Source organism: Candidatus Enterococcus testudinis (genome assembly GCF_002140915.1).
Taxonomy (GTDB): Bacteria; Bacillota; Bacilli; order Lactobacillales; family Enterococcaceae; genus Enterococcus_D; species Enterococcus_D testudinis.
In genome coordinates, this window is sequence record NZ_NGKU01000001.1 from 1862715 (window position 1) to 1885573 (window position 22859).

Sequence of the window (22859 nt, forward strand, 5' to 3'; positions counted from 1 at the left end):
AACCCCGTAAATAATAAGATTATTCTCATTTATTGTTCAGGTTTTTCCATATCACGATAGTGGTCCATCTTCTTACTGAACAACTCGCCATTTGAAGGCGGTGTGTACGTAATCGCGTTGGCGCCTGCTTCGATGGTTTCCAAAATACTGTCTTCTGTTGGTCCGCCAGTCGCAATGATCGGCAGCTTCGGATATTTTTTGCGGAAAAAAGCAACTGTCTCAGCCGTATCTTTTCCGGCACTGATGTTGATGACCTTCACGCCTGCTTCCAACTTTGCATCGATTTCCGTATATTTACTGGTGACCGTGCTGATGACCGGAATGTCTACCACTTTACAAACTTGCTCGACGGTCTTCAGTGGTGTCGGGCCATTCAATACCACCCCGATCGAACCTTGCGCTTCTGCAAACATACTCATATAAGAAGAACGAAAGCCTTGTGTCAAGCCGCCCCCTACCCCAGAGAAGACCGGGATATCCGCCGCTTCAATAATTGCTTTGGTAATAGCCGGATGCGGTGTAAAAGGATAAACAGCAATCACAGCATCCGCATTGGTATTGCGTATGATCGCGATATCTGTTGTAAAAATAATTGAACGAATTTGTTTACCGAATATTTGTATCCCACTGGCTTCCCGAATCACTTTTGGTACTTTCACGATATCTTTGCGCAGATCCGTGGTGATTTTTGGCATATATTTGTCTTCCATCGCCAACCAACTCTCTTTATCATTTATTGGTCAAAACGATCCAATTGATAGGTTTCGATCACCGAAATAATCTTAGTGGCATAATCTGGATCCGTCGCATAACCTGCCGTTTGCAACGCCTGTGCAGCCGCTTGATAGTCAGTGGCAGTTAGGACTTGCTCGTACAGTGCGGGATTCCAATCGACCCCATTCACAAACAGCATGGTGTGGTCATCCATTGATTCTTCCCATGAGTCATATACCCGAAAATCTCCTTGAATCGTTACCCATTCTCCATTATAAAACTCTTGGGTATCTAATGTCACTTTTTTTGAATGACCAAATGATTTAATACCAAATAAATTGTGATATTCGCTCGCTAAGGTACTTTTGCCCCAATCAGATTCCAAAATCGCCTGTCCTAAAATGATGCTGGGTAAGATGCCATAGCCCTTCTGCAATTCCTCGGCATGAGGGGCCAAATAATCGATAAACTCCTGCTGCGTCAATTCTTCAGATGCCGCTTGATCACTTTGCGGAACTGGATCCGCTAAACTATTCAATGTAAAAATAAAAGCGATCCCGATCAATATCAGCCCTAAAAAGACCAAAGGAAAACGGCTATTCTTTTTCTTTTTTCGTGCCATTCAGTGATTACCGCTCCTTTGCTTGGTCAATAAATTCTTCAAACGTCAATTGATTGTCTTCAATATAGGTAGCTGCTTCGACGCCGACATAACGCAAGTGCCATGGTTCGTAATCGATTTGCGTAATGGCATACTTACCTTTTGGATAGCGCACAATAAACCCATATTCTCGGGCATGGACTTGAATCCACTTGCCCCCGTCCGTATCCCCAAACTGATGATCTAAGACATCGGTGGTATGATCTTGATACCACGCTTTATCCACGACATCGATGGCCAACCCGGTATGATGCTCGCTATAGCCCGGTTCCGTAAACGTTAATTTGGTTGTTTTAGTGGCTTCTTCTTGTGAATCGCCACGGCTCATCAAGGTAGCGACATTCTCAGCAAAGATTTGTTTTTGATACGCCACGGATCGATAAGCCGAGACCATCACCAACGGATAGCCTGCTTGATCAGCTGCTTCAGCCAAATCTTCATATGCCGAGACAATACGCTTGTCCACTAAGTAGCCATTGCTTAACTTTGCCAAACCTGATTGCGCAATTTCTTGATCGATTTTGTTTTTCGGTCCAACGAGAACCATCGACCAATCCTCCAGCGACACATCGGGAAAATCATCAGATTCCTTCTCGCTTGTCTCTTCACTCTGTTGGGATGTAGCGTGCGATGTGGATTCTGTAACAGATGCTGCTGTAGAATGTGAGTCCGCCGTACTTAATGCCGTATCGACAAGACTGCTTTGTGTGCGAACTGATTCATTTAGAACAGCCCCTTTGCCGATTTCTACCGACAAAATGACTATCGCTAAAAAAGAAACAGCTGCAATAATTCCATAATACTTTTTCAAATAGATCCTACCTTTAATGATAAGTTTCTTCTAAATTTTCTTTGACCCATGTCAGCAATTCGACTTTATCATTTTTGATTTGCTGTTGCACGAACGCAGGCAAACGAAAATTTAGAATATCGTCATAGCCCCATTCATCATACGTAATACTGACGCGCAAATCAAGGTATTGGACGATTTCTTCAGATTGTGTTAATATTTCTACCTTTGCTAAATCGCTGCCAAGCCATTTTCTGGCAATCTGCGTCTTCATTTTTTTGAATTCTTGCACTCCTAAATTGCGTTTCTCCGGATAGATCACTGTTTGTCGGACCAGTTTTTGGATCAGCATCCACTCATAGTCAGAAAACAGCAATTTGACTTTTTGATTTTCAGCTGGTGATAAACTGGCTTTTCCTGCTTTCCACGCTTCCCACTGTGCGGCGTCGATCCCCAATTGATTCTCATAAAATTGATTTTCAGATACGTACTGTTCGACGATCGTGTTCAAAATAATGGCAATTGATACATGATGCATACTTATCCCCTCCTACTGTTTATTTTACTGAAAGCTGGAGGGAAAAGAAACTTTTTGCTTTTCTTTTTGATTATTTTAAAGATTGCTGTACTTTTGCTATACTAGAAACGAAGGAGATGATATTTTATGAAAACATATCGTTGGGGCATGATTGGTTTAGGTGATATCGCCAGTCAATTTGCCGCAGGATTCAATAGTCCAAACAGTGAGTTACACGGGGTCAGTGCCCGCAACTTACAAAAGGTTGAAGCATTTGCAGCCCAATATCACATTCCGAAAGCTTACGCGACAACAGATGATCTGCTTGAGGATCCAATGATCGATATCGTGTACATTGCCGTACCGAACGATCTGCACCATGAATTTATTATGAAATCTTTATTGGCAGGCAAACATGTCCTTTGTGAAAAAGCCATTACCACAAATGCCGATGAACTGGCTGAAGAATTGGCGCTGGCTAAAGAAAAACAATTGATTCTGGAAGAAGCCATGACCATTTTCAATATGCCTTTATATGCAGCCTTGAAAGAACAAATCAATGCTGGTCGTCTTGGAAAATTGAAAATGATCCAAGCACCTTTTGGCAGCTACAAAGAACCAGATCCTGCCAATCGTTTCTTCAATCCTGATTTAGGCGGCGGTGCTTTATTAGACATCGGTACCTATGCTGTCTCATTTGCGCGCTTCTTTATGAGTGAAGCACCAGAAGTTATTTATAGTGATATGAAACCATTCTCTACAGGTGTTGATGAGCAATCGGTAACGATTTTGCGCAATCCAGCCGATGAAATGGCCAATGTCACATTGACCTTCCAAGCAAAAATGCCCAAAACAGGTATCGTTGCGTTTGAAGAAGGCTACATCACAGTAGACGAATATCCCCGTGCCGACCAAGCCATGATTCATTTTCGTGATGGCAAAACAGAAACAGTCGCTGTCGGCGATACCAATCAAGCGTTGAATTATGAAATCGAAAATATGCTCAAAACAATCGAGGGCACATCAGCTGGTTCCATTCATTTAACCACAGATGTCATTAGCGTACTTGATCAAATGCAGGCCTTTTGGGCCCAACAATAAACAAAAACCCCTGCATCTCGCAGGGGTTTTTGTTTGTCTGATTACAGGGTTTCTCTCCCGGTGATTTGCTCGGAGAAATCTGCTTTGACTTCAATAAAACTTTTAAAAGTCTGTAAAAACTGAAACAGTTGCGCGCGATTTTCAAATTCATCTCGTGACTGCGGCAATGGTTTTTGCCGATAGTCTGCATGGAGTTCCTCGATTTTTGCTAAAATCTGCTGACCATCATTATTTTCGGCAAAGGTTTCTGCTGTGAAATGCAAAACAGACTGAAACATGATTGAATAGTCTGCTTCAACATGGATATGCTGCAAAATATCAGTCATATCCATCAAAAGCCGGGCTTGGGTTTGACGCATGGCGAAATACGCTTCATAGTAGCCTGATGAGGCGACCCATTGGTTTTCATGATGTATTTTGGCTTGATAATGCCCCGCTTTGATTTGATCGAATAACGTATCGCACTGGATAGGCAACAGCGCAGTTTCCGCGGTTGTAAACGATGCGGCCATTTCTTTTAAAAGACTTTTAAACGACTCTTCCACGACTTGTTGGACTTCTTGCAATTTCTCTTCTCCATTAGGCATATAGAGATTGAATAGTAAAGCAAAACCGATCCCGATACTCATCAGCAAAAAAGCATTACCAATCAACGGCAGTGCAAAGGATCGTTCCATTAAATAGTGGGTAACCAGTACAGAATTGACAACGATGCCATCCGTCAATCCAAAATACACTGCCACTGGAATAAACAAGAATAGAAACAAGACAAAGCCTAGCGGTCCAAAGCCAAGTATATGAAAACAAATAAAGGCCAGCGCTGTCGCAATAGCCAACGAAATCAAACGGCCGATACCCGTGAACAGCGATGTTTTTTTCGTATTGCCTACACTCAAGATGGCAATGATACCCGCAGCTGGTGCATAGAGCAGACCGATACTTTGTGCCACATACATGGACAAGCCAGCGGCAATGGCTGTTTTGATGGTCCTTAAACCAATCTTCATTTGATCACCTCTTTGAAAGTATACTAAACATTAAGGGATAAAACTAGAATTTCTGCGAACCTTTCGTTATGATAAGAGAAAGGAGGAATCAACATCATGAAATTAGGGCGTTTTCGCTTAGGAATGAGAACGATTAAAACAGCGATCGCTGTGATGCTCTGTATTCTTTTATTTCACTTTTTGGATCGAGGCCAACCTCTGATCGCGGCTTTGTCTGCCGTTTTCTCATTGCGTCAAGATTTGAATACGACCTTGTCTTTCGGTCGTTCACGGATCATTGGCAATTCGATTGGTGGTGGCACTGCGATTTTTTACTTTTTGACAAAACAATATTTCCACCATGATTTTTTGATTGAACTACTGGTCTTGCCAGCTTTGGTGATGTTCATTATTGTTTTATCAGACGGCATCAACAACAATTCCGGTATTATATCAGGAATTGCCACCATGCTCTTGATCACACTTAGTGTGCCACAAGGGGAATCGATCATCTTCGCGCTGGATCGGGTATTAGATACCTTTATCGGGACATTGATTGCATTGATGATCAATTTTGTGATTCGCCCGCCAGAAATAGAAAAAGAAGAAGAAATCATCGAGGATTTGGCTGTTTTGAAGCAAAAAGAAGCTGACCTGCAAGCGATGTTACAGGACGTGCAAGGCGCGATCTCAACCAGAGAACAAGAAAATAATGAGAAGCAGTGACTATGCGTAAAGCGACCAGAGGAAGCCATTGGCTCCTTTGGTCGCTTTTTTAGTTTTTTTTGGCCAAATGATCCGCAATCTCTTGCTGTGTTTGCGTCCATAAATGCTGCGCTTGTTGTTTTTTGTTAGGTATATCTAACGATGTAACTTGCCGATCAACAAAATATTGACCAGTGATACCAGCCACTTCAGGACTTGTTGCCAAATAAATAGCGGTATCTGCTCCTTGTGCGGGTGTTTTGAAAAATGGTGTCAGCACTTTATAAACAGCTTTGCCAAAACCGGTTTTGCGACTGACCCCTAAGCTTGTAGCAACGGCACCAGGATGCAGAGAATTAACTGTGATATCTGTATTTCTCAATTGATACGCAAACGCCTCTGCCATTAAGATCATCGCTTTCTTGGAGCGGCCATATTCCCGCCAAGGCAAAAACCCGTCCACATCAAAAAATGCGCCATCTTTCTTTGGTACAAACTTGTAAGCGCCAGAAGCCACAACGACGATTCTGGCATGATCTGCCCGTTTGAGCAACGGTAGCAGCAATCGAGTCAGTTCAAAATGACCGACGTAATTGACACCGAGCATTTGCTCAAAACCATCTTTGGTCCATTCTTTCTTAACTGTGACCACGCCAGCATTGTCAATCAAGACATCGATTTTATCAAACCGTTCACGCATCTCAGCAGCCGAATGTTGCACACTTTCTAGAGACCCTAAGTCACCGATCACCAAGTCAATGGCTTGATTGCCAGTACTTTTTTGAATCGTTTTTTGGGCAGCTAGACCTCTTTCTTTCGAACGACAATACATAATGACGTGGGCCCCTTGTTTTGCCAATGCTTCAGCAGTAGCGTACCCCATGCCTGCATTGGCACCTGTAACGACGATTGTTTTCAATAGCAGCACCTCCTCATGAATAAGTATAACAAGTTACATCTGAATCAGCGAATCATCAGACATCATGTCTCCATTATTCCCCTTGATCCTTCTTTTTTACAAATGGGTCAATCATCGAAAAAACCGACCAAGCCATCGGCTCGATCGGTTCTTTCAACGATGCAAATAGTCAGCAACTACGCTTCGTAACGACAAACACCGTCTAAGTATGTTGCTTCTAAATTCATGTCCGGATCTAATACAATAAAATCAGCAGCCCGGCCTGCTTTGATCATGCCGCAGGTATCATCGATCTTGCAACTGATAGCTGGCACTAAGCTTGCCATCATGACAGCTTCTTGTGGTGTAGCGATTCCCCACTCAACAACATGTTTGATGGCTTCTTTCAGTTTCAAAATACTGCCGGCTAAATTGCCTTCTGCCAAGCGTGCTGTTCCGTCTTTGACAACAACAGGAAATTCACCTAAGACATAATCGCCATCAGGCATGCCGCCTGCCATCATACAATCAGTGATCAACGCTACATGATCATGTCCAGCTTTTTCCATCAAGATCTCAGCTGCTTGCGGATGGACATGATGCCCATCACAAATCAATTCAGAGAAAACTTGGTCTAGTGACAACAATGCGCCAACCATACCGGGTTCACGGTGATTCAATCCTCGCATCCCATTAAAGGCATGAACGAAGACACTCGCTCCCGCTTCAACTGCTGCTTGTGCTTCCAACAATGTGCCATTGCTGTGGCCTAGTGCTACTACTACACCTTCATCTGTCACAGCGGATACAAACTCACGCACACCTTCACGTTCAGGGGCTAATGCGATTTTTTTGATGATACCGCCAGAAGCCGCTTGCCACTCGTGGAAAGTATCCAAATCAGGGTCGCCAAAGTAAATTGGGTTTTGTGCCCCTTTATATTCTTCAGTAAAGAAAGGTCCTTCAAAGTAGATCCCTTGAATTTTAGCACCAGTGACATCATCTTTAACTTGTCCAATCGTTTCAGCCACATCCCGCAAGCGTTCTTTGCTTGATGTTAAAGTAGTAGGCAAAAACGAGGTAACGCCGCAAGACAATAACCCTTCTGACATTGCTTTGATTCCTTGGGCATCATTGTCCATCACATCATGATTCATATAGCCATGGATGTGTGTGTCTACTAAACCAGGTGCTACCCATTTACCAGAATAATCGACTACATCTGCGTTTGCTGGAACTTCTTGGCGGATTGCACCAAACTTCCCATCTTTGATTTCTAAGTAACCGGGTCCATGTACTGCCGATTTCAAAAAGAATTTATCCGCATAAATATATTGATTCATCTAGATCGCTCCTCTATTTCTTTCTCCTTTAAAATTACTCTTATTTGCTGGAGAAGTCAAGAAAGGTCTACACCATTTTGGCGGATTGTCGAATATCCACCACTGCTTGATACAATTGAAAGCTCTTTCTCGCTGCTTGTTCTTCTTTCAGAATCGATAAGACTTGGGCTTTGATTTCAAATAATTCCTCTAAAAAGTAAAAACTATTTTTTTCTCTTGCCAATGCGATGCCTTCTTCTATGATTTTCAATGAGCGGCAATATTCATGCTGCTGTTTCAAAAAGACCGCATAATTATAGTACACTTTCGTCAGTGTCGTCGATAAACGTTCAGAAGGTAAAGCTTGCATACTTTCGTAGGATTTTTCTAAATTCAAGCGGGCATCTGCCAGTAGTTGCAGATCACTGTAGACTCGTCCAATGCAGCTAAGAATCCGAATTTCCATTACTGAAACATTGGTTTTGTCTTGTTGATAGGTATAAGATAAACCTTTCTTCAAAGATTCCAAGGCGGATTCGTAATCGAGATCAATAAAATACGCGCAGCTACCCAAATAGTAATAATACATTTGCATATCCGTATCTAAATACAAATAATGTTTAATTTGTTTGTCTTGCAGTTTCTCACGTAATGCTTGAAACTGTTTGTGAACAAAATGAGACTCAATTTGGGCAAACACTTGGTTGGATTGGTTGATTTCTTCTGAGTGAAGCATCATCACTTGATCTAGTGTGACCCCTAAGCGCTGACAAATTTGATACATGACCCAAACGTTAGGCAATTCTTCATTATTTTCAATACGACTCAGAACACTTTGAGAACAAATATCCTGGACCAGCATTTTTTGAGTCATTTTGCGATTTTGACGAATAGAACGGATAATCTGGCCAAATGATTCCTCTTTTTTCTTCATGTGTTTCCTCCATAAATCTTAAATAGAACGGTTTTATGTTCAGAAATGCGAATTCGCATTTTTAATTTTCTTCATTTTAGCACATAATGACAAAAAGGAAAGCAATTTCAACAATATCTTGTTATTTTTCAACGATTTTAAAAAATGAGGTGAACATATGACGGTCGATAGTACGATCTTTTTTACATGGGAAGGCAAAACTTATGAGGCAGTTATTGAAAGAGAATATGAGAATTCAGTCCTCGTCCAAGTGAACAAACCGAGTACAGAAATGCTGGAAAAGTTTACCAATCGCATGATAGTCAGCAAAAAAAACTGTCAACCAACAATTGAATAACAAAGAAACTGCTTTCTGAAAAATCAGAAAGCAGTTCTTTTTATTTTTGACGGTAACTGGCCAAAAATTGCGTCATTTTCTCCGCAGTCGTTTTCAAATCATCCATGTTCGGTAAATAGACGATCCTAAAGTGATCCGGCTGCTGCCAATTGAAGCCGCCGCCATGGACCAAGAGAATATGATGTTCATGTAAGAAATCCAAGACGAATTGTTCATCATTGGTAATGTTAAAACGCTGAATATCGATTTTAGGGAAAATATAAAATGCCGCTTTCGGTTTGACAGCTGTCAGACCGGGAATATCATTAAGGGCTTGATAGATAAATTCTCTTTGTTCATAGATACGGCCACCGGGCAGCAGCAATTCATCTGAGCTTTGAAAGCCGCCTAATGCTGTCTGAACGATCTGCTGGGACAAAACATTGGAACACAAGCGCATTGACGACAACATGTTCAACCCTTCAATGTAGTCTTTGACATTGGTTTTGTCTCCACTTAGAACCATCCAGCCGACACGGAAGCCCGCCACGCGATGTGATTTGGATAAGCCGCCTAATGTCACAACAAAGCGATCTGGGGCCAATGTCGCAATCGGCACATGAACATAGTCGTCCATCACCAAGCGATCATAAATTTCATCAGAAAAAATGATCAGGTCATGCTCTCTTGCCACATCCACGATCTGTTGCAAGATATCTTTAGGATAAACCGCACCTGTCGGGTTATTTGGATTGATCAGGACGATTGCTTTGGTTTTGCTGGTGACTTTTGAACGAATATCAGCAATATCAGGATTCCATTCAGCCGCCTCATCACAAATATAATGCACAGGTTTACCTCCTGCTAGTGAGATCGATGCCGTCCATAAAGGATAATCCGGCATTGGCACCAAAATCTCATCACCATTGTTGCACAACCCTTGCATACACATCGTGATCAATTCAGACACACCGTTACCGGTATATATATCATTGATCGTGACATTGGGGAATTTTTGTAATTGATAGTATTGTTCAATCGCTTTTCGGGCAGAAAAAATCCCTTTAGAATCAGAATATCCTTCCGATTCGCGGACGTTCATGATCAAATCACGGACGATTTCATTTGGGGCTTCAAAACCAAAAGGCGCCGGATTCCCCGTATTTAATTTCAGAATACTGATGCCTTCTTCTTGCATCCGATCTGCTTCTTCTAAGACAGGGCCTCGTACATCATAACTGACCCCTTCAAGTTTTGACGATTTCGAAAATTTCTTCATATAGTTTTCTCCTTTAACCGGTAGGTCAACGTTTGGTTATTGGTACTCGTCGTTGATCTCTTTTCAGATTGAACTTATTATAGCAAAAAGTTTTCCTATTGGCGAAATTTTTTTGAGAGCCTTTTGATCCACCATAAAAAAAAGCACCTGTTGTCAATCACTAAGACAACACGTGCTGATACCTATTTTTTACGCTTTTTCAGGGAAATACAGCAAATACAATTCTTGCAGTGCCATGTGTCCCACTGAGAAATCAGTAAATCCTGCGGCCAAAAACTTTTGCACCCAAGAAGGGTCGGTCAACTCAATCAAATACATTTGCTGCTGCAAATCAATCATCACTGTCGTCAATTCAGGGAACGTCACCAGAAAATCAGGCGTATTGATTTTTACATACACCGGCGCATCTTGCAACGACTTTTGACCTAAATATTCATGGATGATATGACCTTCCCGCAAAAAAAGCACTCGGTCTGCATAGCTGTCAAGATTGGTTAAGATATGAGAAGCGATTATAATACATTTATTCTGGCCTCGCAATCGACGCAGAACTGCAGAAATCAATGCCACATTGGTCGGATCTAGTCCATTCATCACTTCATCCATCAACATATACGGCGTATCCGTCACGATTTGCATCGCGAAGCACAAGCGTTGTCGCATGCCCAATGAGTAAGATTGGACAGGCCGCTTGATATAGTCCGACATTCGCAACGCCTCAATCGTTGCCTCTACCAATGAAGCCTGCGACTGCCACATCCGTTGATACAATTTCAGATGATCCAAACCACTCAAATCTTCATACAAGTCATTTTGATCAGGAAAAAAAGAAATCTGCTGATGCGCATAAGCTTCCCCTTTTTTGGTTTGATACAAGGGTGCTTGATCAAGGTAGACCTCTCCAGCATCCGGCTGGACAAAGTGCATCAAGACATTCAGCAAGGTTGACTTACCTGTCCCATTGGGCGCTACAAGACCAACAATTTCGCCTTTTGCAAAGGACAGTGACAAATTATCCAATACCGGACGATCATACTGAACCGTCACATTCTTCAGTTCTAACATTTTTCATCCTCCTATACTATACGGCCTGTTTTGTGTTGCAATTTGAAAAACAAGCCACACTCTATCACTAACCAGACGACACCAAACCAGAGCAACCCTTTTGATAAAATGAATCCGCTGGATCCAAAATAAAATCGGCTATAACCTGAAAGAATTTTCCCCACTTCTTGATACAAATAGAGATTATTCGAACGATCCAAGAAAGCACTAAACCAACGATGTTGGAAAATCAAAGGAGTCATTAGGCAGAAACCAACCAACAGTAAATTGAAGAGCTCAGAGCGAAACAGTACGCTCAATAACAAAATTCCCCGTGTATAAATCAATTGTATCAGCAGGATCGTTGCCACACATTGGCACAAGAACCACCCAATCGACTGTGTGCCGAAGGCTTCCATTGAAGCAATCGGATAGCGCGCATCCACATCTGCTGAAAAAATCGCCACCGGCAGCGACACTGAACCAAAACCGAACTGCAGTCCCGTACCTAGCCAGATCACCCCCATCGTGCTGAGCATCATCAGGGCAGAGCAAAGCATGACAGCAGCCGTCTTCGTCCATAACATATCTTCTGCCACCATTGGAAACGCCAGGAATAGCGACCGGTGTTTCCTTTCTTTCAATAAACAATCGATTGACAGAAATAAAGTGACACACACAAACAACAGCGGCAAAACATCCAGCATACCGCGATAAACTGTTTGAATTCCCGTTTTTTGCTCCATGACCGCTTGTGACAATTGGTTATTGGGCAGCTGTCGATAACTATCCATCAAACGTGCCGTCGATGCATAACCAAAGCGGCCATCGTAAGCGGCGTAATAGTTTTTATAGGTATAATAGTCCGGCGTGTAGAAGATCGACTGGTCATCAGTATAGGTCAATGCCACTTGATACCATTGACTCGTGGCCGCAGCGTATGCCTGCCAATCACCAGATGCCAATGCATCAAGCCGCGCCTTTTCTGCCTGATTCCAAGGCGTGAAGGCAGCAATCGCCAGTCCTGCTGACCAATGCTCAGAAGGTGTTTCAGCTTGCTGATCTAAATACGCTTGCCGCACTTGATAGCGTTGCGTCATTTCTGCTTTATCCACCCGCTCAATTGGACGATAGCTTTGCTGCTGAAAACAGTACACGATTGCATAGATCATCAGCAGACAAAAGAGACCAATTGTTTTTTTACTGTGCAACAACTGCCGCCATTCAAATAAAAAGTAGTCTTTATTCATCGTCCACCTCGCAAGATCCATTGTTTTTTGTCGGCCAACAAAATCAAAGCCAGCCCACAGGCCACTAATCCCCCAGTAATGACCCAACTGCCATAGACCCCTAGCTGACTGCCAGATTGCCACGCAAAGGCCCCCGTATAAAACTGCTCAAGCCTAAGAACAGCAATCGGTGCCAGAAACGTGTGCTGCGCGATAGCCAAATAACTGATCCCATAAAGCAAAAGCAATATAAAAAAAGACACATAGCGGTTCGGCAAAATGATATTCGCCAAATACCCCACAACTTCCGCCAGCAAAATCATCAATAGTATCGAAATCAAACTATAAAACACAAATTGGACGAACGGGACCGCCTGCCAAGTACCACCCAGATACACACTGCTTGGGTAGGACCAATCGCCGCTGGAACCGATCACAAGCATACTCAAAACCACACCTGTTAAAAAAGACAGCAACAAGCCCAGATTGGTCACAGCCTTGACCATGATCTTACTCACCATCCGAACCAAAAAAATCTGCGGATAAGACCGAATCAACGTGAAATGTTCTCTTTCTTCCAGTAAATTGTCACTCGCCAGAAAAGCCCAAAAGACAAACCCAACATTCATCAAAAATAGCAGTGCCAAAGACAACGCCGTCTGGGCATTGTCAGCTGTCAAAACAGGTGTCTTTTCTTGTTGGATCAATGCTTGGTAAAAAACTTTATTTTGATTGATCAACCAAACCGGCTGCAAAAAATCATTCTCTTCCAGCGACGCCTGCCATAACTTCAGCTGGACATCTGCTATCGCAAGACTCGTTTCATTAAATCGCGGATACATCTCCATAATCAAGTTAGACGATTGTCTTGAAGTCAGGTTATAGTTCTGCAAGACCAAGTCATAGACAGCCTGCTCTTCCTCAGTGCCATTTTCTCCATTTTGATACTGATTGACTAACCGAGAAGCTTGCGCCTGTTCTGCCGTCGTCGTCGCAGAAAGCTGAATCGGATCGATCAATTTCAGATAAAGTGAAAAACCGATCCCCAAACAAAACGCAGCCGCAAGGAAAACATAAAATAAGCGCTGTCTAATTGACTTGATCAACAAATTATAGAAATAGTGCATAAGCTCCCCCTTCAATCAAAGTATGATAGTATAAGCATACCCTTTCTCAACATAAAAGCCAAACAGAAATGTAGAAAAAACGTATTTCAATAATTTTTAAAACCGATTGACAAACCTGTCGATCTTCGGGTAAGATATTTTTTAGATGTTTGAAACATTGTTTGAATATCGTTGATAAAGCAGATGTGGTGGAACGGCAGACCGGTGACTATCTGTTAGTAGTAAGCGGAAATGACGGAATGGCAGACGTGCAAGATTGAGGGTCTTGTGAGCATATTGCTCGTGTGGGTTCAAATCCCATTTTCCGCATATAGATTTAGAGTAAATTACTTTCATTAGTAGTCTACTCTTTTTATTTAAAAGTTTGTTCGCTTTAAACCAAAAATAAAATGAGACTATTTGAGAAGTTCTTAAAAGTTGATAACCAAGGCGTTTTCGAACTTTTTCTTTTTAAATCCTGAGTTTGACCCACAACGAACGAACTTTTCTTCTATTTATAAGTTTTGAAACACATCCATAGCCGCTCAGTTGCCTAGGGATATATCAAAAACGTATCTCTTGAGGAACTGGCAGAATTAGAAGAATTGATTGAAGAACGCAAAAAAGCCCTATCCAATTAAGGACAGGGCTTTTTACAAAGAAGGTAAAAAAAGAAAAAGTGTTAGCTAAGGGTACTATAAGCTTAATTATTTTGCGGAATTTATGCAGAAAAAAAGCCCACTGCATTAAGTGAAGTGGGAAATAGAAAAATGTAAAAGCTATTTTATTGGTTAATTTATTCTATCATGCTAATAAACCGGTGAAAATAACTGATGAGAATAGAGAAACCCTCAAAATAAAAGTCTGCGTATGATTTTTTTATTTATCAGGAGTGAAAATAGTTCTTATAAAAAGATCAAAGAATCCCAATCTTTGTAAGAATAGAACAACAAAAAAAACATAGCAAATCCCAGCAGTTATATTTACATATTTTAACTTCTTGATTTCTGGATTCGAAATTTTTTCCTCTAAATCACCAATAATGTTATCCTTGGTCAAATAAAGTTTTGGATAGTACGTATTCATTATTTCCACTCTTTTGACATACGTTTGATAGCTTTTGAATTCTCCACTGATAAAGTAAATTACGAGTAGATAGACTGAAAAAAATAAAGCAATCAAATAGGAAAAAAACGATAAATGTTCATCATTTCTAGAAATTGCATCAAAAATAAATTTACTCAAAAAAATACCGATTATTGATACAATATTATTCATCAAACTTTTTTTTGTTTCTGCGATTTGGTTACTAATTTCTTTTGACATTGAGAATTGTTCTTTAATAATTTCCTTTTTCTCCGAAATAAATTTTGTAACTTTTTCATCTACATAAATATTATATTCATTGATACTTAGAATCAGTAGCTTGTTCCAAAAATCTTGATCATAAATGTTGTTGTTTTCTTCATCAATTCCCTCATACAGTAGATTCCTTAAAATTCTAAGTTTTTCTCTGTAGTTTGAAGGTTCCCCAAAAATAAACTCATTAATTCTTGAAATTATTTCATAGCATTTTTCAAAATCTCCGGATAGTTTATCTATCTCTATCACTTTTACCGACTGCTTTATAATTAAAAGTGAATTCCCATTTTTGTTATCAAAAATATTTGATAATGCATCTATCATAATTCTTCTCGATAGATTAGAGGATAGAAAATCAATGGAATCTAATAAAAAAGGAACCGAAGAAATATTCCGGTCATACTTGCTTTGAATTTGAATAAAATTGGATAATTCGTAATCTATTTTTTCCGTCTCTAATCTAAAACTAAAAATTGAAGAAATAACATTAGGAATAAAACTTCCTGAAATTCTCTTATACACATCTAGATGTGTATAAGAGACAGCTACAGTATTGTCTTTAAAATTCTCGATTTTTGATTTGTATATAAAGGCACATTTTTGAAGACTATTGCCTAAATCCGGTAACATATTTGGCTGAATTTTAAATTTATTGCCATTCATTTGAATCCCTTCATTCAATTCCATTTTCATAATTGCAAGCACTTCATCAGTTCCAACAAATCTTTCTTCTTCAAAATTATAACTAAGAACAACTAGTAGAAAAGAATTCTTTACAGAATAGTGCATATTCATCTTCAAATGATTTGCAATATCTAACGAAGATTGATCGAAATCATTTTCTGTAAAACATTGAATACAAGGATTAAAAATATCGCTATTGTCAGATCTAAATCTTGCCGCCTTAGAGTTGGGATCTGTTGTAGATTTTATAATATGCTTCCTAAAAAAGTCATCTATTTTAAAATCAAAGTCTGACATAACGTCACTTTCGTGAGAAATGACCTCCAAATCAGGATTTATTTCGAAAACTTTCATATACTTAATCATTTAATAATACCTCCAATATATCTGCTAATTAAATTAAACCAAAAGGAAGCCTCGAAAACAAGCGTTTTCCTAGACTTCCTATAGCAGATATAATCGTATGAGGATTATGTGGAAATTATACCAAACATAAGTTTGTATTTCAAACAAAAAAAAGCCCCCTACTCGAACGAGTAAGGGGTGTTTGTGTTAAACGACTGCAGAATATCTCCGTTTACCAGATGCGCCAATCCAGCTTAGCCAAACGTATCCGCCAGCTGTCACCTTTTGATCGTAGCTGACACTTTCGCCTTTTTTGTAGATTCCTACGCTGGCCGAACTGGTCGATGCTGCAGATCGAATATTTGTGTTGGTTGTAAATGTGTATTTGCCTTTGTTAGGCAAATCAGAGCCTTTTAACTTAACGGTCGCGTTGCTTGATGAAGATGAACTGCTAGCCTTATACTCCTCTACCGTATCTTTTCGGGTCGTGATATACAGTCCTGATTTAAGTTTGAATCGTGGATACTGTCCGCTATATTCCAATCCTGTGACAGTCAAAATTGTATTTTTAGGCACACGATCATTACCATCTTTTGTTTTAAGCGATACTTCTTTATAAGCCCAGTCCGCTTTAACAAATCGGATTTGATCAAACTTAGTCGTGTGATAATTGTTGATATCAAACGTACTTGTAGATGAGTTGCTAGATGAGCTACCAATGTTTGATCCGCCACTTGAAGCACTTCCAGATACTGATCCATATCCCATCACTTTTAACATCGCATTGATCGCTACATCCATTTTATCTGCCAAAATGTCCATATCTTTTTTACTGTCAATAAAACCCCACTCTACCAAAATCGCAGATCCCGCCGATGCACGAATCACATACAAAGATGTTGTCGCTTTAGCACCACGATTGACCCAACCAGTCACTGCACAAACTGCGGCACAAATAGCTTCTGCTAGTTTTTTAGCTTCAGCGTTTCCAGCCATGTGCCAAATTTCGAATCCGTTAGCAGTTCCATTAAAAGCATTTAGATGGTGACTGACGTGCCAAGATTTACCCACCTCGTTCATTTTATTTCCAATATTGACCAAATTAGCATTGGCGGTCGCACCCGCATCATCCGTACAATCTACCGCTTTGGTGACATCTCTAAATTTGGTGTGGATCGTTTGTGCTACTTCATGCTCTTTTAGTCCGTTTCCGCTGGCACCTGGTGTTTTGGCGTTGTGCCCTCGGTGAGATGTTGAATTGTTATAACTCATAGTTTATTCCTCCATTCCAATGTAGAAAAAGTCATCAATTTTTTCGGTTGGATTATCCGTCTTTTCACGTTGTTTGATTTCAAATTTAAAATTGACCGGCTTTTCAGATTTCGTGAAAATGCCTAATAATTGAAAAATTGTTGTTCCGGTATGATGCATGGTGTGCGCTGCATCTTCGACTGGATCAACCTCTTTGACAATTTCTTCTTTTGCTACCGCTTCAAAATCTTTGATAAATGCTTCCTTATTTCTCATAGTATTTCCCTCCAATTTTTATATAGAAAAAAGAGCAGTCATCCGACTACTCTTCGTCCTTTAACTCCGTATGATAGTTCGTATTTTCTGTAAATTCTTGGCCTTCGCCATAATCAAGCATTGTGTCCTTTTTAGGCTCTTGATATGTCATTGCCAGATTGCTATCCGAAATTCCTTCGGTTGTCGGATCAGGTATCAGATTCAAAGCATTTACAATCGTTAATCCGACCAAATATGGATTTGATATAGCTGCTAACAGCACTGAGCCAAGAGACTCCCAAGTATCCAAGTCCGTCACTTCCAATCCCATGTATACCAAAATTGGAATGAAAACAGCAAATGCAAATCGCATCCAAAAAACAACATTCTGCTTGTTAAATCGTACTTTCCAGTTTATCTTCATAAAATTCATCCTCCCAAATATTGAGTGATTAAATAAACTATAACTGATACCACTATCCCCACGACCGTGCGCCACATGAATTTTTGACTATCGTTCAACTCAATCAATTTCTTTTCATTCTCTCTTGACTTAGAGAGTGCTTTCCTCGCTATGTCTGAAATGTTGTCAATATGCCTTGTGTTTTCTTCGATTTTAGCCAATCTTTGCAACACTTCTAATAGCCATTCTTTTTCACTCATAACACCCTCCTAATTTGTTTTATTGTTTTGTCACAGTGTAGATAATCTTCATCGTCTGCGCTGGCGTTTTGACGACAGGCGTTATGTTGTTGATTGTTGCTAAATAGGCTTGAATGCAAGCCACTAGGTATACAGAAGTGCTGTTGCTTTGGCTGTTGATTCCGTATTGAGAGACAGCGAGTGGATAATTCAATCCGCTCATTTGAATTATTCTCCTGCCATTTGCGGAACTAGTTGTAGTAGAAGTCGTTGTTGAAGAAGCCACAGCTGTGTCATCATCTTTAATTACTATCACCGAGGAACTTGAGAAGTTACCAGCAGTAGTAATATTTGCTACAAAACCGTAATAGTCATCATTGAAATTAAATCCATGTAAATTAGAAGCGGAAGAAAGTGTAATTCCATTTTTTTCAATGGCTAACACGGTAACACTCCCGTCGTGCATTGACACTTTCTTGATGGTGTCTGTGGCGGTTATCAGATACAAATAATCTCCTTTAATAGTAAATGGTGCTCGAACAGCCCCCGATGAAAGTCCTACTGCATTAATTACTTTCGAGTCAACTACCGTGGCTGTTTCTAAATCAATGACTGCATAATGGATGACATTTGCTGAAGTTGCTTGAACAGAAATCGCTTTGCCATCGCCTAAACACATCCATCTGGCAGGCGTTGTCAAAGTACACGCAGTATCATTTGTCACTACTTTTTGATCGATTAGCGTAGCTGCCGCATTAGCTTGTAAACTGCGTCTGATAATATCATTTATTCCGATATCTGTAACACGATTGTCGTATTTGTAAATAACCAACGCTGTGCTAGTCGGTGTATAGCTAGTACCTGTACCTGCTGTAGCAGTATAAATAACACTACTTACCTCCAACACGTTCTCCGAACTTGATGAAAAACCGCCACCCCAAGTTGTATTTCCTTCTGTGAATGCAAATACATTACTATCTACGTTTCCTACTGCTGTGTTTGGCAATCCAATTCCAAAATTCCCCCCTCTCAACGATGTCAAACACATACAAGCGATAGATCCGTTCGCTTTGTCGGTATTAAAATCCCACACAAATTTATAGCCATTTTCTAGCTGTTCACTCTCATTCTCGTTCAACGTTCCCCTCGTTGGCTCAGCACCGCTATAAGCTCCGCCCGCATGACCAATCAAATTATTTGACCCAAACGGCGGTATCACATTGTCTGCATTTTCGGCTATCGCATGTTGAAATAGATACAACCCTCCAAGTGAAACACCAGCGATTGGATTTGCCACATTATTAGAAATAACTGCAGCCGAAGCATCTTTAAAGTACTGTATAGGAAAGGTAAGCATATTCCCTAAAGCATTCGTAAACATATTTGTGCTATCGTGTGTCGTCACCTCACCTGTTTCGACATCCGTCAGTTGGATTTGACACTTTCCTTCATACTTCATCTTCTGATTCTCCTCTCGCTTCTACATTAAAATTGCTTAAACTTAAACTTTGACCTATGATGCCTAACCCACCATAAGCATCGCTGACTTTTGATCCAGTCGGTATTTGTGCGCTACGGCTTGGCGTGACGATATGATTGCCGATTTTAAGCGGAGACTGTTCAAGCAGCAGATTCCCATAACTGTCAGTAGCTGTCAAAATGCCATCCCAGTCGCCTTCTTGGATGTACAATACCTGACCTTTGATGGTTGCTTGGATGTTGCGACTCTCGATTCGGCCAGCCACATTGCTAGTCAAATACGCTTTAAACAAATAGTAGTTTTCGCCCGTCACCGTCATCGGCAGATATAGATTGATGTTGTAATGACCTTTTCGCACAGACTGTTTCACAATCGGTTTGATTACATCTATATTGTTTAAGCGGTATCTCAATTCAATCAATCCGTCTGCAGTATCCTCTGTGATTTCTATATTCAAACTTCCGTGGAAAAAAGCCATTCCATCCACAAAAGAACTAAACAAGATACTGATCAATTCTTTGTTGACTTCTTGACTAGTAAAAGTGATTTCATCTGTATTTTCGAAGTTGTGATAATACTCTTGCAGTTGTACCACTTGAATATTGCTCAACAGATTTTCGATTTCTTTCTTGTTGATCAACAGCCTATTTTCTAAGTCAGAAACTTCCCGTCTCAACGCCTCAAGATTTTGATTCGTTGATCCAGACGAACTTTCCATTTCTTCCAATTCTGCACGCAACACTCGAAGCCGTTCTTGGATTTCTGTGAAATCATGTATATACAATTCTTCTAATTCTGGCACCATGTCATCGATTGGACTTCTCTCAATTCGGAAATTAAACCGACCCGCAGTATCCATGGCCTGTGAATTTGGGAGTTTGATAAAAATACTCCCTCTCACATTGCCGACATAACCTAAAATATTATCTTCTAGGACCATAGACACTAACCCTTGCAACGGATCCTCAACATGTGCTGTATAAATATGCCTGCCATCTCCATCATTGACTTGAGACTTAAATAGCAAACAAATCATGACCTCGGTGCCTTCCGAAATCTGATAAGGATTCATTTCTTTTCTCAGTTGAAATCTTAGGCGTGCAGTACCCTTGTCATGGCTAAAAAATACGACATTGGTATTGATTTCCTGTGATCGCTCAGCCTGGATCTGGATAATCGTTTCATTCGTTTTAAAAATCTGATTTTCGTTGATCATGAGAATATCTGCCCCCCTAGCGATCGATGTTCTGTTGTCGTGCCAGTGATAGGCGCGGCTGTATCTCGATAAATAATCGATCCCCTAGCACTACATAAAGTATTGTTATTATTCCCTACCAAATCACCTGAAAAGCGTGCAGTTGCTGCAAACTCCGCTCTCAAAACTACTCGCTGATTGCTTGCCCAACAAGTATAAATATTCCCAATACAACTATTGAAAAGATATGTATAGTAGGTTGTGTTATCTAGGGTAGATGCTGTTGTCCTGCAGTTTTCTACAGCACCATAAGCAACTCTAGAAAATCGAATGAAGAAATCGGGTCCATTAACGACATCCGTTGATTGAATTCCTCGTACACGACAATACATGTCACAATCAATAAATTCTATTGATCGGACGAAACAGCTTAATGTTCCCGTTGTAGCATCGACTGAAGCATTATTAGTAGACACAATTTCAAATCGCGCAGATTTTAGACCGTTGATCACCACGTCTTCAAGATACGCACCAGGTTCTACATAAATAATAAAATGTGTAGTAGATAGCAGCGGCAAACTATTGACCGCCGTTTGAATCGATCGATAAGGTCTTGCTTCAGTACCCAATCCTGTCGAATCACTTCCGTTTGTAGAAACATAAATACTCTCAACGCCACCTGATCCGCCGTACAGATTTTGGATAGTGTTGTTAAGCTGTTCCGTTTCTTGTCTCAAAGATTCAATTTCACGCGATATTTCCAATCGTTCTGCCGCAGTCAATTCTTCGCTAGATGTCAGTCTCGCTTGCAAAGTCGCAAATCGCACACCTCGCCAGTCAACCCGACCGTCGATCACTTCGTTCTGCGTGTTCTCGTCACTGCTTAAAACCAAATTGTCAATGCGGTTATTCGTGTACGTATCCCGTTGATCCAATCGATTGATTTCTCGATTAGCAATGTCAACATTTTGATTAAACGTGTTCTTCCACTCGCTGGAAATTCTGTTCTGTATCAGTTTGATCAATCCCAAATCACATCAATCCTTCCTGTCGCAAACTAATTAATAGTTTGGTCATTGTTTGTTTCGTATTTGATAGAACAATTTCTGGTGGTTTATTGGGTATATCAGGAAATGTTTTGATGCCTACAACTTGTATATAAGTGTTGATACCCATCGGTTCGTAAATAAAGGGTACATAGTCCCCTTTTTCAAGTTCTGTTTTCCATTTCAATGTAACTATTCCTGTTATTTCCGGATAATCCTGTAAGTCAGTTCTTAGCCGCTCTTCCATACTATCCGCATGCTGATAGCGTTCATCTCGAACAGGATCTTGAATACGTATACCCCACTTTTGTGATTCTGGACTGGTATATGTGATTGGATTAAAAACATACTTCGATTCATCATCTTCTTGTCTTGCGCCAAATCCCATTATTTGGGTTTTTAAATTATAAGTATTGATCACAAACCTGACATCATCGGTATTGTATTTATAACGGATAGGTTCATTTATTTTTTTACCAAATTCGTCTAACGGTATAAATGACAATCGTCGATTATCCGGAATCATTGCAATTGGGAAAATCTTCAAGATTTCATTAATAAGTTTGATATAATTCGCATCTCCGAAATTCTCTTTGTCAGCGCTTATATAAGACCCTCGTATAGACCAACTAAAGTTTCTTGAATCGTCTTTAAAAATATGCGCGAGAAGTTGACTAGGTGACCGTCTCCCTGTCAACGTCTCATATTGGTAGCCATCCTGCAGCGTATAATATACATGCGTTGCGACTATCAATTTGAAACATTTTTCTCCGCTTGCAAAAGGCGTGATTTCCTTGATGATAAATTCTTGACCTTGCCAAAAAACAGACGATTCATAATCCAATAATTCAAAAGACACTTTGCTTTTTTCGGTTTCGCTGGCTAAAAAACCAATTTCCCAAGTTTCATTTAACAGCCATTCTTCATAAAAAGATGCTTTATCGTAATGGACGAGTAACTCCTCTGCTGTTTTTTCGTAATTTCGTATGATTAACAT

General features: G+C 40.4%; 24 protein-coding genes and 1 tRNA gene. 4 read left to right on the forward strand and 21 right to left on the reverse strand.

Annotation, left to right across the window (positions count from 1 at the left end):
* Positions 1-29: 29 nt before the first annotated feature.
* Genes A5886_RS08870 through A5886_RS08885 form a run of 4 tightly spaced genes read right to left on the reverse strand, consistent with a single transcriptional unit; the run spans position 30 to position 2703 of the window.
* Positions 30-710 (reverse strand): beta/alpha barrel domain-containing protein, encoded by a 681-nt coding sequence (locus tag A5886_RS08870; RefSeq protein WP_086274624.1) that lies wholly within the window; start codon positions 708-710, stop codon positions 30-32.
* Positions 711-733: 23 nt separating this feature from the next.
* Positions 734-1336, reverse strand: coding sequence for a glycoside hydrolase family 73 protein (locus tag A5886_RS08875; RefSeq protein ID WP_086274625.1), 603 nt, complete (start codon positions 1334-1336; stop codon positions 734-736).
* 7 nt (positions 1337-1343) lie between these two features.
* A complete protein-coding gene (locus A5886_RS08880) occupies positions 1344-2186 on the reverse strand; it encodes a M15 family metallopeptidase (RefSeq protein WP_256926188.1) in 843 nt (280 codons plus the stop codon).
* Positions 2187-2199: 13 nt separating this feature from the next.
* Positions 2200-2703, reverse strand: a complete 504-nt coding sequence (locus tag A5886_RS08885; protein WP_086274626.1) for a hypothetical protein — start codon at positions 2701-2703, stop codon at positions 2200-2202.
* A 126-nt stretch (positions 2704-2829) separates the two neighbouring features.
* Here A5886_RS08885 and A5886_RS08890 point away from each other — a divergent pair, with 126 nt between their 5' ends.
* Positions 2830-3783 (forward strand): Gfo/Idh/MocA family protein, encoded by a 954-nt coding sequence (locus A5886_RS08890; RefSeq protein ID WP_086274629.1) that lies wholly within the window; start codon positions 2830-2832, stop codon positions 3781-3783.
* A 41-nt stretch (positions 3784-3824) separates the two neighbouring features.
* Here the strand turns inward: A5886_RS08890 and A5886_RS08895 are convergent, their stop codons facing one another.
* Positions 3825-4790, reverse strand: a complete 966-nt coding sequence (locus A5886_RS08895) for an aromatic acid exporter family protein (protein ID WP_086274630.1) — start codon at positions 4788-4790, stop codon at positions 3825-3827.
* Between the two features lie 96 nt (positions 4791-4886).
* Here A5886_RS08895 and A5886_RS08900 point away from each other — a divergent pair, with 96 nt between their 5' ends.
* The gene (locus tag A5886_RS08900; protein ID WP_086274632.1) at positions 4887-5495 is read left to right on the forward strand and encodes an FUSC family protein; all 609 of its coding nucleotides are present in this window, start codon (positions 4887-4889) and stop codon (positions 5493-5495) included.
* A 49-nt stretch (positions 5496-5544) separates the two neighbouring features.
* Here A5886_RS08900 and A5886_RS08905 read toward each other — a convergent pair whose 3' ends face one another.
* From A5886_RS08905 to A5886_RS08915, 3 genes are all read right to left on the reverse strand, one after another.
* Positions 5545-6393 carry an SDR family oxidoreductase gene (locus A5886_RS08905; protein WP_086274634.1) on the reverse strand — a complete coding sequence of 283 codons (849 nt, stop codon included), beginning with the start codon at positions 6391-6393 and terminating at the stop codon, positions 5545-5547.
* Positions 6394-6569: 176 nt separating this feature from the next.
* On the reverse strand, positions 6570-7715 hold the full coding sequence (nagA, locus tag A5886_RS08910; protein WP_086274637.1) for an N-acetylglucosamine-6-phosphate deacetylase: 1146 nt from the start codon (positions 7713-7715) through the stop codon (positions 6570-6572).
* A gap of 67 nt (positions 7716-7782) precedes the next feature.
* Entirely contained in the window at positions 7783-8628 is an 846-nt protein-coding gene (locus tag A5886_RS08915; RefSeq protein ID WP_086274639.1) for a helix-turn-helix domain-containing protein, read from the reverse strand.
* Positions 8629-8785: 157 nt separating this feature from the next.
* Here A5886_RS08915 and A5886_RS08920 point away from each other — a divergent pair, with 157 nt between their 5' ends.
* Positions 8786-8965, forward strand: coding sequence for a DUF2187 domain-containing protein (locus A5886_RS08920; protein WP_086274641.1), 180 nt, complete (start codon positions 8786-8788; stop codon positions 8963-8965).
* A gap of 40 nt (positions 8966-9005) precedes the next feature.
* On the opposite strand, the gene A5886_RS08925 is transcribed toward A5886_RS08920, so the two are convergent.
* The 4 genes from A5886_RS08925 to A5886_RS08940 all read right to left on the reverse strand — a co-directional run bounded on the left by A5886_RS08925 (position 9006) and on the right by A5886_RS08940 (position 13623).
* The gene (locus A5886_RS08925; protein WP_086274643.1) at positions 9006-10223 is read right to left on the reverse strand and encodes a pyridoxal phosphate-dependent aminotransferase; all 1218 of its coding nucleotides are present in this window, start codon (positions 10221-10223) and stop codon (positions 9006-9008) included.
* Between the two features lie 189 nt (positions 10224-10412).
* Positions 10413-11288 (reverse strand): ABC transporter ATP-binding protein, encoded by an 876-nt coding sequence (locus A5886_RS08930; protein ID WP_086274645.1) that lies wholly within the window; start codon positions 11286-11288, stop codon positions 10413-10415.
* 11 nt (positions 11289-11299) lie between these two features.
* Positions 11300-12517, reverse strand: coding sequence for an ABC transporter permease (locus A5886_RS08935; protein WP_086274647.1), 1218 nt, complete (start codon positions 12515-12517; stop codon positions 11300-11302).
* Positions 12514-13623 (reverse strand): hypothetical protein, encoded by a 1110-nt coding sequence (locus tag A5886_RS08940; protein WP_086274649.1) that lies wholly within the window; start codon positions 13621-13623, stop codon positions 12514-12516. The genes A5886_RS08935 and A5886_RS08940 overlap by 4 nt, the downstream gene beginning before the upstream one ends.
* A gap of 225 nt (positions 13624-13848) precedes the next feature.
* Between A5886_RS08940 and A5886_RS08945 the strand changes: the two genes are divergently transcribed.
* Positions 13849-13932 (forward strand) — tRNA-Leu (locus tag A5886_RS08945).
* Between the two features lie 549 nt (positions 13933-14481).
* On the opposite strand, the gene A5886_RS08955 is transcribed toward A5886_RS08945, so the two are convergent.
* The 9 genes from A5886_RS08955 to A5886_RS08995 all read right to left on the reverse strand — a co-directional run bounded on the left by A5886_RS08955 (position 14482) and on the right by A5886_RS08995 (position 22859).
* On the reverse strand, positions 14482-16014 hold the full coding sequence (locus A5886_RS08955) for a nucleoid-associated protein (protein WP_086274652.1): 1533 nt from the start codon (positions 16012-16014) through the stop codon (positions 14482-14484).
* Between the two features lie 186 nt (positions 16015-16200).
* Positions 16201-17265 (reverse strand): N-acetylmuramoyl-L-alanine amidase, encoded by a 1065-nt coding sequence (locus A5886_RS08960; RefSeq protein WP_086274654.1) that lies wholly within the window; start codon positions 17263-17265, stop codon positions 16201-16203.
* A 3-nt stretch (positions 17266-17268) separates the two neighbouring features.
* Positions 17269-17520, reverse strand: coding sequence for a DUF5960 family protein (locus A5886_RS08965; protein WP_086274656.1), 252 nt, complete (start codon positions 17518-17520; stop codon positions 17269-17271).
* Between the two features lie 46 nt (positions 17521-17566).
* Positions 17567-17923, reverse strand: coding sequence for a phage holin (locus A5886_RS08970; protein WP_086274658.1), 357 nt, complete (start codon positions 17921-17923; stop codon positions 17567-17569).
* Between the two features lie 5 nt (positions 17924-17928).
* Positions 17929-18162 (reverse strand): hemolysin XhlA family protein, encoded by a 234-nt coding sequence (locus A5886_RS08975; RefSeq protein ID WP_086274660.1) that lies wholly within the window; start codon positions 18160-18162, stop codon positions 17929-17931.
* A gap of 19 nt (positions 18163-18181) precedes the next feature.
* A complete protein-coding gene (locus tag A5886_RS08980) occupies positions 18182-19600 on the reverse strand; it encodes a hypothetical protein (protein ID WP_086274662.1) in 1419 nt (472 codons plus the stop codon).
* Positions 19590-20837, reverse strand: a complete 1248-nt coding sequence (locus tag A5886_RS08985; RefSeq protein ID WP_086274664.1) for a BppU family phage baseplate upper protein — start codon at positions 20835-20837, stop codon at positions 19590-19592. Before A5886_RS08985 ends, A5886_RS08980 begins: the two co-directional genes overlap by 11 nt.
* Entirely contained in the window at positions 20834-21847 is a 1014-nt protein-coding gene (locus A5886_RS08990) for a hypothetical protein (protein ID WP_086274666.1), read from the reverse strand. The genes A5886_RS08985 and A5886_RS08990 overlap by 4 nt, the downstream gene beginning before the upstream one ends.
* A gap of 1 nt (position 21848) precedes the next feature.
* A complete protein-coding gene (locus tag A5886_RS08995) occupies positions 21849-22859 on the reverse strand; it encodes a phage tail protein (RefSeq protein WP_086274668.1) in 1011 nt (336 codons plus the stop codon).